The organism is Methanobrevibacter sp., from assembly GCF_051877095.1.
Lineage (GTDB): Archaea > Methanobacteriota > Methanobacteria > Methanobacteriales > Methanobacteriaceae > Methanocatella.
The window spans coordinates 47,955-61,247 of record NZ_JBJEIO010000002.1 but is presented as its reverse complement, the minus strand read 5'-3'; the positions used below and the strand labels follow the sequence as shown (position 1 = coordinate 61,247).

12 protein-coding genes are annotated in these 13,293 nt (G+C 28.9%); 5 read left to right on the top strand and 7 right to left on the bottom strand.

Features of this window, described 5'->3' with window-relative positions:
- Positions 1-316: 316 nt before the first annotated feature.
- Complete coding sequence (locus ACI389_RS01580) at positions 317-1,756, top strand: hypothetical protein (RefSeq protein ID WP_439779798.1); 1,440 nt, start codon at positions 317-319, stop codon at positions 1,754-1,756.
- A gap of 69 nt (positions 1,757-1,825) precedes the next feature.
- On the opposite strand, the gene ACI389_RS01575 is transcribed toward ACI389_RS01580, so the two are convergent.
- Both ACI389_RS01575 and ACI389_RS01570 read right to left on the bottom strand, forming a co-directional pair.
- On the bottom strand, positions 1,826-2,287 hold the full coding sequence (locus tag ACI389_RS01575) for a hypothetical protein (protein WP_439779797.1): 462 nt from the start codon (positions 2,285-2,287) through the stop codon (positions 1,826-1,828).
- A gap of 7 nt (positions 2,288-2,294) precedes the next feature.
- Positions 2,295-3,965: a glutamate--tRNA ligase gene (locus ACI389_RS01570; protein WP_439779796.1), complete on the bottom strand. Its 1,671-nt coding sequence runs from the start codon at positions 3,963-3,965 to the stop codon at positions 2,295-2,297.
- 114 nt (positions 3,966-4,079) lie between these two features.
- On the opposite strand from ACI389_RS01570, the gene ACI389_RS01565 reads away from it, so the two are divergent.
- From ACI389_RS01565 to ACI389_RS01555, 3 genes are read left to right on the top strand one after another with little or no spacing between them, the layout of a single operon-like run.
- Positions 4,080-5,084, top strand: a complete 1,005-nt coding sequence (locus ACI389_RS01565) for a tetratricopeptide repeat protein (protein WP_439779795.1) — start codon at positions 4,080-4,082, stop codon at positions 5,082-5,084.
- Position 5,085: 1 nt separating this feature from the next.
- Positions 5,086-6,093: an aldo/keto reductase gene (locus ACI389_RS01560; RefSeq protein WP_439779794.1), complete on the top strand. Its 1,008-nt coding sequence runs from the start codon at positions 5,086-5,088 to the stop codon at positions 6,091-6,093.
- Positions 6,094-6,095: 2 nt separating this feature from the next.
- Positions 6,096-6,908: a class I SAM-dependent methyltransferase gene (locus ACI389_RS01555; RefSeq protein ID WP_439779793.1), complete on the top strand. Its 813-nt coding sequence runs from the start codon at positions 6,096-6,098 to the stop codon at positions 6,906-6,908.
- 95 nt (positions 6,909-7,003) lie between these two features.
- On the opposite strand, the gene ACI389_RS01550 is transcribed toward ACI389_RS01555, so the two are convergent.
- Both ACI389_RS01550 and hcp read right to left on the bottom strand, forming a co-directional pair.
- On the bottom strand, positions 7,004-7,333 hold the full coding sequence (locus ACI389_RS01550; RefSeq protein WP_439779792.1) for a cupin domain-containing protein: 330 nt from the start codon (positions 7,331-7,333) through the stop codon (positions 7,004-7,006).
- Positions 7,334-7,335: 2 nt separating this feature from the next.
- Entirely contained in the window at positions 7,336-8,643 is a 1,308-nt protein-coding gene (hcp, locus tag ACI389_RS01545; RefSeq protein ID WP_439779791.1) for a hydroxylamine reductase, read from the bottom strand.
- Between the two features lie 116 nt (positions 8,644-8,759).
- Here hcp and ACI389_RS01540 point away from each other — a divergent pair, with 116 nt between their 5' ends.
- A complete protein-coding gene (locus ACI389_RS01540) occupies positions 8,760-9,542 on the top strand; it encodes a TrmB family transcriptional regulator (protein WP_439779790.1) in 783 nt (260 codons plus the stop codon).
- 245 nt (positions 9,543-9,787) lie between these two features.
- On the opposite strand, the gene ACI389_RS01535 is transcribed toward ACI389_RS01540, so the two are convergent.
- The 3 genes from ACI389_RS01535 to ACI389_RS01525 all read right to left on the bottom strand — a co-directional run bounded on the left by ACI389_RS01535 (position 9,788) and on the right by ACI389_RS01525 (position 13,291).
- Positions 9,788-10,609 carry a nicotianamine synthase family protein gene (locus ACI389_RS01535; protein ID WP_439779789.1) on the bottom strand — a complete coding sequence of 274 codons (822 nt, stop codon included), beginning with the start codon at positions 10,607-10,609 and terminating at the stop codon, positions 9,788-9,790.
- Positions 10,610-10,955: 346 nt separating this feature from the next.
- Positions 10,956-11,936: a short chain isoprenyl diphosphate synthase IdsA gene (gene idsA, locus ACI389_RS01530; protein WP_439779788.1), complete on the bottom strand. Its 981-nt coding sequence runs from the start codon at positions 11,934-11,936 to the stop codon at positions 10,956-10,958.
- An 11-nt stretch (positions 11,937-11,947) separates the two neighbouring features.
- Positions 11,948-13,291, bottom strand: coding sequence for an RNase J family beta-CASP ribonuclease (locus ACI389_RS01525; protein WP_439779787.1), 1,344 nt, complete (start codon positions 13,289-13,291; stop codon positions 11,948-11,950).
- Positions 13,292-13,293: the final 2 nt, after the last annotated feature.

The following is a 13,293-nucleotide window of genomic DNA, read 5'->3' as shown; positions in this document are numbered from 1 at the left end:
TAATTTGGAATGACAACCGCAAAAAGGATTTTGAAAATCAACAAAGTTTTTGAAAAGAGTCTTAACTAATTTAAAGAAACATTTGCTATTTATGAAAAAATATGATTAAAATAATTTAATAATAACAAAAAGACTAAAAATAAAGTTTTTTAAAAAAAAGACTCCTAAATAAAACAATGAACAATTATCCATTAAATTAGAATTACTAATTTTAAAATTAAATAAATATCTCCTGGAATAACATTATAATATAAAACTATTTAAATTAATAAATAACATAATTATACTATAATAATGAAAAATCAGGGTTGAAAAAATGAATGGAATCACCATATTAATTTGGATAACTATTGCAATAATTTGTGTAATTGCTTGCATATTAGTTAAATTACACTACAAAAGTGACGAACTCGAACATGATGAAGGATCAATAATTCCAAGTGCTAAAAGCATTAATGAAATGACATCCCAAAGAAAAGAAAAAATCAATGCAAATAATTTCAGCAATAGTTTATCTTCAAAATCAACCAAAAAATCTCAAAATATTAAATCATTATATGGAAATCAACAACATACTCCAAAAGATTATGATAGTTATATTGTTCCAGAAGTTAACAATAACTCTACTTATGAATACGAATCCAAAAATCAAGTTCTCATAGATTACGGAAATAACGTTAAAAAATTTCAAGAACCAATTAAACCAATTCAGAGGGATATTATTAGCCAAAATAAAAATGATAAAACAGAATTAAAAGATTTATTCACAATTGATGAATTAATTAAAGAATCTAAAAGAAAAGATGACGAAAGGGAAAAAGAACAACCAAAAGAAGAAGATAGCGAATTAACTGAACTTAAAGAAAGTATCGTTAAAAAGCAAGAAGAAAATGTTGAAGAAACATCTCATGATGAAGTTGAAACAATTGAAAGTTTATTAAATGAAAAAGAAAATAAGGATGAAACATATACAGAAATTGAAACTCCTTTGAAATCTCAAAAAACTATTGAAAAAGCAATTTCATCCGCATATCAAGAAAAAGAAGAAATTGAAAGCATTTCTGAAGATGAAAATATCACTGATGTCTTATTGAATGCAGACAATGACCAATTAGATATCCCTAATAAAAAAATTAAAGAACCAATCCTTAAGACTCCAACTAAAATAAATGAAAACAAAGATAATGAACATGGGTCATCTGTTGAAAATGATAGCAAAACTATGGATTTAGATTATAGAAAAGATTTAGATAAATTCACAAAGAAAATCAAAGGTTCTAAATTATTCCAAGAAGTTAAAGAAAAATTAACTGTTGAACCTGAACACATTGAAGAGAATATCTCTGAAGAAGAACCTTACATTAGAAACGTGAAGGAATATGATGAATTTGAACCTATTATAAATGAAACACATTCTGATTATGTGGATCCTATTGAAGATATTGAATCTGCATTTGGAGATAATGAACAAAAATCAGAAAACAAACCTAAAGCATTTGAAGTAATTAGAGATGTTCCAAAACCAGATAATACACCATCAGAAACTTCAATTAAAAGTAAACCTTCAAGAGATAATATAAAAATAAAAATAAATAATGAGGAAGTTGTACTTAAAAAAGGAGATGAAATTATATTCAATCATTTAGGTGAAACTTACTCTAGTCAAGTTTACGCTATCAATGGTGATGACATCTCTGTTAAATATAGACGTCAAAATATTATAATCAAACCAACTGATGTTAAAAAGATATATTAAATATCTTTTTACAAATCTTTTTTTTTGAATTATTTTAAGCTAAAATTAAAAAAAGAGTAATAAATTAAATTATTCATTTAATTTATACTTGCCATCTTCAACAATATATTTTGGAACACTAATTTTAAAAGAACGGATAATATTTAGATAAAAATCATCTAATTCCCTATCAGCATAAGGATAAGTAAATTCAAAAATGTATAAATTACTATCTTTAACATATAAAAATTCATTACGTCTAATCTCTTTTTCACCATCAGAGAAAGAAGAAATAATCAAATAATAAATATCATCATTTATTGGGATAAAATCAGACAATATCATGTTGATTCTATTATTCTTTTCAATATTCTTTTCAATATCTTCTTTTATAGCTGGAAGCCCTACTAATGTAGGTGTTGTTGAAAATTTAATAGACATAGGAATGTTAGTATTCACTAGATATAAATCATTAAATTCATCTTTGGTATTAACAGGATTAAAACCTTCAGGAATTTGAAGAGTTGAATAACCATTATTAAACATAGTCATTTTATCACTACTTATGAGCATAATAGAATATTAATTCATCATCTTTAATTTCATCTAAACGAGCAAAACCTACTCTTTCGAATTGAACAATATCTCCAACTTTTAAATCACTAAGAGCAGATTCTCCAAGCCCAGTTTTAATTGATGCATCATCCATAACTATTTTGACATTCACATTATCATTAGTTGGAACCCATTGTATGATTCTAGCTTTAACATCTCTTGCATCTTCAAATGATGTTGAGTGATAATTTACTTTATCATCAATGATTTCAACATTAACTGCATCCATTAATCTAAAAAGGCCATTAGTAATATCCTCTTTTGCTAGATAAGCACTACCATCAAATGGCAATATCCTATTTCCCCTATCCATATGGTCTGCATGTAATGGTCTTTCTATTGAAACTTCTCCATTTTCATAACCATCAATTTCAATTTTTATAGGATTTTCACAAAAGAAATATCTATTTGCAATCGGTTCTATAAAATTACGGTTTAATCCATAAATCTTTTTCCAACTTATTGCAGAATCAGCCATTTTAACACCAATTTCAGTAATTAAATTGTAGATTGTTCTTGGATCAATTCCTCTTCTTGCAATAGCTCTTAAAGTTCCAAGTCTTGGATCATCCCATCCACTATATGTGCCATCTTCAATTCCTGCCATTGCTCTTGAGGTACTAAGTGCGATATCTTCCATTTTAAGTCTTCCATAATGGATGAATTCAGGTAAATCCCATCCCATATGGTCATATAAGTATTTTTGTTTTTCACTGTTTGCTAAATGGTCTTTACCTCTTAAAACATGAGTCATACCCATTAAGTGATCATCAACTGAAACAGAGAAATTCATCATTGGATATACTCTATATTTAGTTCCCATGCGAGGATGTTCCTCATCAACCAATCTCATTGCAACCCAATCACGAATAGCTGGATTCTTATGATTAATATCTGTTTTTACTCTAAGTACTGCCTCACCAGCATCCATAGTGTCAAATTTTTCCCATAATTCAAGATTTTCTTCTACACTGTTATCTCTACATGGGCAAGGTTTACAATTATCTTTAAGTTTCTTAAATGTTGCACCATCACAGGTACACATGTAAGCTGCACCTTTTTCAATTAATTGGCGAGCATAATTATAATAAATTTCAAATCTATCAGATTGGTAAACGATTTCATCTGGTTCTATTCCTAACCATGCTAAATCTTCAGGAATCATTTTGTAAGCAGGTTCAAATACTCTTTTTGGATCAGTATCTTCAATTCTCAAAATTAATTTACCATCATGTCTTTTAACATATTCTGCATTAGGAACAGCTGCCCTTGAGTGTCCAATATGTAACGGTCCACTTGGATTTGGAGCAAAACGCAACACAATATCTTCATGAGTTCCAGGAAGCTCTTGAAGTCCTACTTCTTTCGCTTTTGCTTTTTTCTCTTGAACTTCAACACCTAATTTTTCCCTTTCACTAGCTTGCTCATCTGGAGATAAAGCATTTACTTGTACTACAATTTTACCTGCTAAAGGTCCAATTTCTTTTGCCTTACTTCTAAGTTCAGGTTCATTTGACATGATTGAACCCATTACAGCACCAGGATTTGCATTTCCTTTATGTTTAGCTGCATTTAATAAAGCATGTTTAAAAACAATTTTTTCTAAATCATTCATTTAATCATCACAATTCATTAACTAATATAAAAAATAAGTATTACTATTTATCTATATGAACATATATAAATATTAGGCAATGCAGTTATAAACAAATAAAAAAAAGTTGATACAATGACAAATTATATTGACCAAGCACAAAAATATATAAATGATGGTAATTGCACAGAAGCTATCAGATTAGCTCGAAAAAGACATTCTAAAGATGATATTAAAAATTATCTATCTATTCTAGATTTATTAATCAATGAGAACTATATGATTGCTCTTGAAGAAAAAGGAATGTACTATCAATATTATGATAAAACACATGATAATGGAGATTATGGTGAAAAATACTTTGATGAGTATCTCAATATACAACCGAAATCCATTAATGTACTATGTGATAAGGCAATGTCTAAATTCAATAAGGGAAACATTGATGATGCTTTAAAATATATGGATGATGCTTATAAAAACTATTCTAATTATTCAAAAATTGAAAAACCACGTATTTCAAAAAAAGAACTTTTAATTGGAAAAATAGAACTTCTAATTCAAGCCAAAAGATATGAAGATGCATTAAGATTCACTAATAATTATGAAAACCAATTTGGATCTAATCAAAAGTCAGATTTATACAAAGGTCAAATGCTTCAAAAGACTGGTAAAAATGAAGAAGCCCTTATGTATTTAACTAAATCACTACAAGAAGAAGACACATTAATTGGATTTAATGCAAAAGGTGATGCATTATATGAACTTGGAAGATATAAAGATGCATTAAAAGAATACAAAAACTGCTTAAATTATGAAAGCAAAGTTGAAGATGATTTGGAACTCATTACAAACTTCAACTATAAATCAGCATTTTGTTGCATTAATCTTGAAGATGACAGTGAAGCCATTAAATACTTAAACAAAACCATCAACATGTTAAATGAACATGGAAGACTCCCAAAAGATATCGAATCAATTTATCAAAAATGTTCCTTTGAAAAAGAAAGAATCATGAAAAAAGGAGACGTGAAAGATAAAGAATTTAGAAAAAGCAAATTTTTCTCCACAAAAACATCTTTAATTTTATTATTCATCATTTTCATATTATTCATCATATTAAAACTAAATGGTTATTAAAATGAGGCTTGGAAAAACTAATCTTATAGTAAACAAAAATGGATTTGGAGCACTTCCAATCCAGAGAAGAAACGAAGAGGATTCAATCGAAATACTTAATAAAGCCTATGACAATGAAATTAACTTCTATGATACTGCACGTTTTTACACAGACAGCGAAAGCAAACTTGGAAAAGCATTTGAAGATGTTCGTGAAAACATTTATATTGCAACAAAAACTGGAATGGAAACCACAGAAGAATTTTGGAATGATTTAGAAACCTCCCTTAAAGAATTAAAAACTGATTATATCGACTTATACCAATTCCATAATATCTCTTTTTGTCCAAAAGAAGATGATGAATTATATAAAGCAATGATTGAAGCTAAAGAAGAAGGGAAAGTAAGACATATTGGAATTACAACCCATAAGATTACACATGCACATGAGGCACTAGACAGCGGGCTCTATGAAACACTACAATACCCATTTTCATATTTAAGTGGTGCTGAAGAATTAAGTCTTATTGAAAAATGTAAGCAATTAGATGTTGGTTTTATTGCTATGAAAGGAATGGGTGGGGGATTAATTAAAAATTCTAAAGCTAGTTTTGCATATATGAATCAATTTGATAATGTTTTACCAATATGGGGAATCCAAAAACTAGAAGAACTTGATGAATTCTTGTCTTATGATGCTAATACTATTTTGACTGATGATTTAAAAGAGATTATCCAACAAGATAAAAAAGAACTTGGAGTAAACTTCTGTAGAGGTTGTGGATACTGTATGCCTTGTCCAGAAGAAATTAATATTAGTTTATGTTCAAGAATGTCTCTATGGATTAGACGCTTTCCTACTGAACCTAATTTAGATGAAAAAACTCAAGAAATCATGGCAAAAACAAAAGACTGTGCAGAGTGTTATTCTTGTGTTGATAAATGTCCATATGAACTTGATATACCTGAACTTTTAAAAGCAAACTATGAAGATTATCAAAATGTTTTAAATGGAAAAACAAAGGTGTAAATATGAAACAATGTATTAATAATCCAAACGATGTTGATTGGGCTAACTTTTGGGCAGAACGCCTAGAAAATAAAGTAAACAAAGATTGGGATAAAGCTGCGCCTGGCTTTTATAAAAGAACAAAAAAAGATGACTATCAAAATGCATTATTTGAAAAATTAATACTCAATAAAAACGATATTGTTTTGGATGTTGGGTGTGGTGAAGGATCAGTCACTATTCCAATAGCTAAAAAAGTTAAAAAAGTAATAGGAATTGATTCATCCCAAAAAATGCTAGAATATCTTAGAAAAAGAGCTGATGAAAACAATTTAAACAATATTGAAACCATTCTAAAACCAATTGAAGAGATAAGTTATGATGAAATTGGAGAAGTTGATACAATAATTTGCTCAAGGTCACTGAATGGTATTATCCCTATTGAAAATACACTCTTACAACTCAATAAAATTGCAAAAAAATATGTTTTCATAACTGTCTTTGGACCTGAAAACAAAAAGATTGAAAAAGACTTTGAAAAAGAAATTGGAATTAAAACTGAAGATTTCCCTGATTACAACTATTTCTTTAATATATTATTTAATTTAGGAATTTATGCAAATATTGAAAGGTTAAACCTACCTAACTATCGTGAGTATAATAGTATCGAAGAAGCCATTGATAATGGTAAATTTAGACTTGATTTGTATAATGATGAAGAAAAAGAACTTCTAAAAGAATACTTAAAACAAATTCTCACATATGATAAAGAAAGTAAAAAGTATTATAATGTTAAAGACAAAGCAGACTGGATTTTGATTTGGTGGAAAAAATAACATCTATAAAGATGATAATAAATTATTAATTCGTTTAAAGATGAATATGGAAAAATTCATATTACATATTTCCATTTCATCTAAAACTTCCTTTTTTACTCAGATTTAATCATAGTCAAAATCATTTTATATTGACTATTTTCCGCTTGAAGTGCATGTGGCTCATTTGCAGGCATTATAATTATTTCACCTGCTTTTACTGTATTTTTTTTACCAGAAATTGTGATTTCTGCTTCACCATCAATTACTTGAACCATTGCATCAAAAGGAGCAGAATGTTCAGATAATCCTTGACCTTGATCAAAAGCAAAAAAAGTAACAGTACCTAACTCTTTTTTGATTACTTCACGACTAACAACACTATCTTCTTGATAATCCAATAATGATTGGATATCTAATGCTTTAGATTTAATATCTTCATTCATAATTATTCACCCATGATTTTTTTAATGTCTTCTAATGCATTACCTGAAATTGGAGTTAAATTGTAATTTTCTACTAAAACATTTAGGATATCCTCATTACACCATGCAGGGAGTACTGGACCTATCCACATGTCAGTTTTACCAAGGTAAAGCAAAGCCCAAAGTACAGCTGCTGCTTTTTGTTCCATCCAACTTAACACAATTGTTAATGGTAATTCGTTTAATTCCATATCAAATAATTCGCATAAAGCTAATGCAATGTCAACTGCAACAATAGTGTCGTTACATTGACCTACATCCAATAATCTTGGAATTCCTTCAATATCACCTAAATCTAAATCATTGAATTTATATTTTCCACATGCTAAAGTTAAAATAATTGTATCTTTAGGTAAGTTTTCTACGAAATCTCTGTAGTAGTCATTTTGTTTTGTTGCTTTATCACATCCACCTACAACAAAAAATCTTCTTATTTTACCTTCTTCTACTAATTTTTTGATTGCATCAGCATGCTCAACAATAGCTCCTGCACTCCAACCAGTAGTGATAGTAGTTAATTCTTCAGGTTCTAATGATCCTAATGATTTTGCACATTCAATTACTTCAGAAAAATCATAATTTTCAATGGTTTTTACTCCTTCAAGTTTAGCTACATCCATAGTAAACATTCTTTCTTTATATTCATCAAGTGCTGGTAATACACAGTTACTGGTTCCAACAATAGCTGCATTGTATTTTTTAAAGATTGATCTTTGATCATGCCATGCTCCACCTAATTGACCAACTAAATTTTTATATTTATTAAGTCCAGGATATCCATGTGCAGGTAACATTTCAGAGTGAGTATAAACATTAATATCAGTTCCTTCGACTTGTTTTAATAATTCTTCTAATGCTTTTAAGTCATGCCCAGTTACAATGATTGCAGGTCCTTCTTGTGCACCAACTTTTACTTCTACAGGTTTTGGCTCACCATAGGCATCAATATGTGCATCTTTAAGTAATCTCATTACATCAACACTGACTTTACCTGCTTCTAATGCAAGAGCAACTAAATCTTCAGCATCAAAATTAACGTTAGTCAATGTAGTGTATAAACCTTTAGTTAAAAACGCATCAATTTCAGGATTATATTTTCCTAACACATTCGCATTATAATTATATGCACTAATTCCTTTCATAGTGAAGATTAAATTATCTTGTAATCTTGCTATTGTTGGTTTTTTACCACAAACTCCAGATACTGTACATCCAGTACCATGAGCAGTCTGAGAACATTGATAACAAAACATATCTAATTCATTTGCCATAATAATTACCTCTCATATTGTTAGTTAAAAATATCTCCAAAGAATATATAAATATTTTGTCACTTTATAAGTAGTAATAGTAAGTATTATAATTTAAATATCATAATATAACAACTATGGATGAAAATATAACAGTACTTAAAGAAATAGGTCTTACTCTATATGAAGCCAAAGCATACATAACACTCACTTCACTAATCTCATCAAATGCAACAGAAATTTCTAGAAAATCAGGAATTCCCCGAAGCAAAATATATGATGTTCTAAACGGATTAATCGAAAAAAAATACATAGATATTGAAGAAGGAAGGCCCATAACTTATAATGTTAAATCACCTGTTGAAGTATTAACCCTTGAGAAAGAAAGATTAAACTCCAAAATAGATGACACAGTAACCAGACTAACAAACATATACGAAAATGGTATGAGTCAAGTCCAAGCTCCCATTTGGAGAATTTATGGTGTTGATAAAATCATAAACAAAGAATTAGAAATCATAAACCGTGCCAAACATTCAATTAACATGAGAATCGGATTTTTATTTGAAGGTGAAGGAGAAGCATTAGTAAAAGCATTTAAAAAAAGAAGAAATTTAAATGTGAATATTTTATCCGCTCCAACATGTTACATTAACAATGAAACATTTAATATTATTGAATTTTTCAAAAATAATAATATACTTGTTCATAAAGCAGATATTCCCTTTGTAAAAGTATTAATCTGTGATTCCAAAGAAATGATGCATACATATACCAAATTTAGTGAAGATACGCGAACAGTTCTTCCAGAAACTGCAATTGGAATTTGGAATAAATACGAAGACATCTCAAGAAATTATGATGAAAGATTCCTGAACCAACTATCAAAAATCAAAAATAAAAAGAAGAATATTACATAACCTCTTCCTAATCAATTAAAACATTAAATAAATCATGAGTCAAACGATTGTTTAAATTAAATAGAATATTTTTTAGAATTTATCAATACTGAGACAATATTACCTGAAATAGCTACTTATGTATGCCTCTCCACGATTGTACCTAAAATACCATTTATAAAATAATATTATAAAAGAATAATCAATAAATATCTAAAAAAAGTAAAAAAAGCCTATGTATCCATAGACTAGATTATTTAAAAAAACTAAACAATTTTTCTAATTAAAACAGAAGTATTGTTTGTATTACCTGTTGGTAAAATCATTACTTCCTTATGAAATCCTCTTGTATCTTTATCCAAAACAGGAGAATATAAAATTGCTCTCATTCCAGTGTAAGTTCTATAGATAACCGGAGTTTTTTCATCAACATATTGCCAGATATTTGAAAATACTCTATCTTTCGGTTCTGCAAGAGCTGCAACCATTAAAATATCATAATCCAATGATTCAAGTGTAGTTTCATTTCCAACAATGATCTCTATTTCATCTTCAAGACCTAATTTCTTTAAAAGTTTTCTTGAAAGTTCAGCGACATCTTCTTGTTGTTCTATTCCAATACATTTACATCCAAATAATTCATTAAACATCATCAAAGTAATTGGAAGAGGACCTGAACCTAAAAATACAAATGTTTTATCTTCATTGAATTTAGCTAATTGACTTTCATTATTTAATAATCCAACATAACGATCATAAAACTCAAATGATTTTAAGTCTGTGTCCATATCATCAGCTTCTAACATTTCAATTGCTTTTTCAGTTTCAAGTCTTGCACCGACATAAACATAAAATTTTCTTATTAATGTTAAAGCTTTATTCATTTTTTCATCATCAAGAATATGCTTTGCTGAATCAAAATCTATTGTGTTATCATGAGCAATAACTTCAACATCATCTAAAATTTCAATGATTTCATTAATATCAACATTATCTAATGCAGAATCACCATACTTATCTAAATCACCATATGAGGCTAACTTATTAGCAATTTCTTCAATTTTGCCCCAGTATTTATAACAACTCATATTTTCACCTAAATAAAAATTATATTATTATCTTATTAGTTTATCTAAGTTCAAATATTTAAATTTTCACATCATGTTGAAATAATATCAATTTATTTTTATACAAACAATATTACATATACATTTCATCTTTTAAATTTATTAAATTTAACGAGTTTAAATCAAAAAAACATATAAATAATTAAATTATTATTAAAAGTACAATTGAGTAAATAAAAATAACAATAACTAGAAATATAAATTATTTTAATCAAAAATTAAAGGCTATAAATTAAAAAATTATTTAACCTAATTATCTATGTAAAAAATATGAAAATATTAAAAAATAAAAAAAGTGAGAGAAAAATTATGCACTTCTCTCAAGTACAAAATCTGCAATATCAACAAGTACTTGTTTGAATTGAGAATCATCTAATATTTCAAGTGTTACTTTTGCTTGACTAACAGATTCTAATGCTAAATTACGAGCATATTCAATAGCACCACAATTTGTTAAAATATCAATTGCTTCAGCTATATCATCTTCTGAGTTTTCATCATCTTTTAAGATTTCCAGTAATCTACCAGTATCATCACTAGCTAAACCATTAATTGCAATAATAGTCATTTTACCTTTACCAATATCTGACCCAATTGGTTTACCTAATGTTTCTTCATCAGATGCTAAATCAAGATAATCATCTTGAATTTGGAAAGCAAGACCAATTAAACGACCATATTCATACATTGCATTAATGACTTCATCTGATGCTCCACCCATAATAGCTCCAACTTTAGTAGCTGCTGCAATTAGAGCACCAGTTTTTTTGAAAATCATTTCCATATACTCATCTTCAGTAACATCAAATCTTTCCTCAAAACCCATATCCAATGCTTGACCTTCACAAATTTTTACACAAGCATCAGCAACAGTAGCTAAAGATTTATTGTTTTGATCTGAAGTAGTTCCTTCATTTCCAATAATAATTCCAAAAGCTTTTGAAAACAATGTGTCTCCTGCAAGAATTGCTACATCATCACCCCATACATTATGAACTGAAGGCATTCCTCTTCTCATATCATCTTGATCCATAATATCATCATGGATAAGTGAAAATGTGTGGATTAATTCAATAGCTGCAGCAGGTTTTAATGCAGATTCACAAGCTCCACCAACAGCTTCAGCAGCAATTAATGTTAAAGCAGGTCTAAGCATTTTACCACCAGCTCTTGTAAGGTAAACTGATGCTTCTGCAAGATTATTAGGAGTAATTACTGCCAATTCTTCTTCTATTGTTTTTGTAATATCCTTAGAATAATTTCCAAGTATTTTTTTTACATCACTCATATACATACCTCTTAACTTTTAAAAACTTGTGCTTGAGCATTCCTTAAGATATGGACATCATATCCAATTCTGTATCCTTCTTCTTCTGCAAGTTCAGCATAAGCTGCAAGCATGGTTAAATCTCCATGTGCTGGTATAATATGTTGTGGTTTTAACATACGTAAGAATTCTCTGTGGTCTTCTCTTCCAGCATGTCCAGAGACATGAGCATTAGGATAAATTCTTGCACCTTTTAACTTTAATCTTCTTTCCATAATATGTCTGTTTGCAGCATTTGTTGGATTTGGAATAATTGGTGCTGAAATAATTACATTATCTCCTTTTTTAATGTTAAATGGAGTTCTTCCATTAGCAATCCTTGGGAGTAATGCATCAGGTTCACCTTGGTGTCCTGTAGTTACAAGTAAATAGTTAGCCCTATCTTCATCAGCTCTCATTAAAGCTTTATTAATTGCTTTAGGAGATCCGTAGATACTTGCATTTTTAGGTAATTTTAAGATACCTAACTTTTGTGCAATACCACAAAATCTTTCCATAGATCTACCTAAGAAGAATATTTCTCTATGGCTTTTTTTAGCAATATCTGCAATAGCTTGCACACGCTCAACGTGAGATGAAAATGTAGTAACTATCATACCAGTTTTTTCTTGAAGAGGTCCTCTCATTACATCTTCTAAGATATTTCTAGCAACACGTTCAGAATGAGTTTTAACTTCATTATAATTAGTAGCGTTAGTAGTTTCTACAATTAAAGCAAGTACTCCTTCCCTACCTAATTCTCTTAATCTCTTATAATCAGGTGGTGGAGATACTTTTTGATGATTATCAAACTTAAAATCCAAAGCATAAACAATGAGTCCTTCCGGAGTATGTAAAACTGGAAATACTGCTTGTGGAATACTGTGAGTTGATTGAACAAACTCTAAAGTAATATCCTTTGAAAGTTTTAATTTACTACCAGCATTTAAAGGTCTAATTGGATTATTTACTTTAAATTTACGTTCTCCTTTAATTTGTTTCTCAATTAAAGCCGCAGTATATGGAGTTCCAATTAACGGTGCATCATATCTATGTGCCAATTTAGCAACAGCACCAATATGATCTAAGTGACCGTGTGAAAAGATTATTCCTTTAACTTTACCATCAACATCTTTCATTAATGTATCATCAGGAATAACTCCTCTTTCAATTAAATCTAGACTATGCATTCTATCAATATCAGTATCTTCATGCATACTAATTCTATCCAAATGAATACCCATATCAAAAATGATGACATCTTCACCAATTTTAACAGCAGTCATGTTCTTCCCAACTTCTTGGTATCCTCCAATAGCGATTACTTCAACGCTCATGT

Excerpts from the sequence above, each read along its gene's own strand:
- ACI389_RS01580 (WP_439779798.1), top strand. The coding sequence starts at position 317 with ATGAATGGAATCACCATATTAATTTGGATAACTATTGCAATAATTTGT.
- ACI389_RS01575 (WP_439779797.1), bottom strand. The coding sequence starts at position 2,287 with ATGACTATGTTTAATAATGGTTATTCAACTCTTCAAATTCCTGAAGGT.
- ACI389_RS01570 (WP_439779796.1), bottom strand. The coding sequence starts at position 3,965 with ATGAATGATTTAGAAAAAATTGTTTTTAAACATGCTTTATTAAATGCA.
- ACI389_RS01565 (WP_439779795.1), top strand. The coding sequence starts at position 4,080 with ATGACAAATTATATTGACCAAGCACAAAAATATATAAATGATGGTAAT.
- ACI389_RS01560 (WP_439779794.1), top strand. The coding sequence starts at position 5,086 with ATGAGGCTTGGAAAAACTAATCTTATAGTAAACAAAAATGGATTTGGA.
- ACI389_RS01555 (WP_439779793.1), top strand. The coding sequence starts at position 6,096 with ATGAAACAATGTATTAATAATCCAAACGATGTTGATTGGGCTAACTTT.
- ACI389_RS01550 (WP_439779792.1), bottom strand. The coding sequence starts at position 7,333 with ATGAATGAAGATATTAAATCTAAAGCATTAGATATCCAATCATTATTG.
- hcp (WP_439779791.1), bottom strand. The coding sequence starts at position 8,643 with ATGGCAAATGAATTAGATATGTTTTGTTATCAATGTTCTCAGACTGCT.
- ACI389_RS01540 (WP_439779790.1), top strand. The coding sequence starts at position 8,760 with ATGGATGAAAATATAACAGTACTTAAAGAAATAGGTCTTACTCTATAT.
- ACI389_RS01535 (WP_439779789.1), bottom strand. The coding sequence starts at position 10,609 with ATGAGTTGTTATAAATACTGGGGCAAAATTGAAGAAATTGCTAATAAG.
- idsA (WP_439779788.1), bottom strand. The coding sequence starts at position 11,936 with ATGAGTGATGTAAAAAAAATACTTGGAAATTATTCTAAGGATATTACA.
- ACI389_RS01525 (WP_439779787.1), bottom strand. The coding sequence starts at position 13,291 with ATGAGCGTTGAAGTAATCGCTATTGGAGGATACCAAGAAGTTGGGAAG.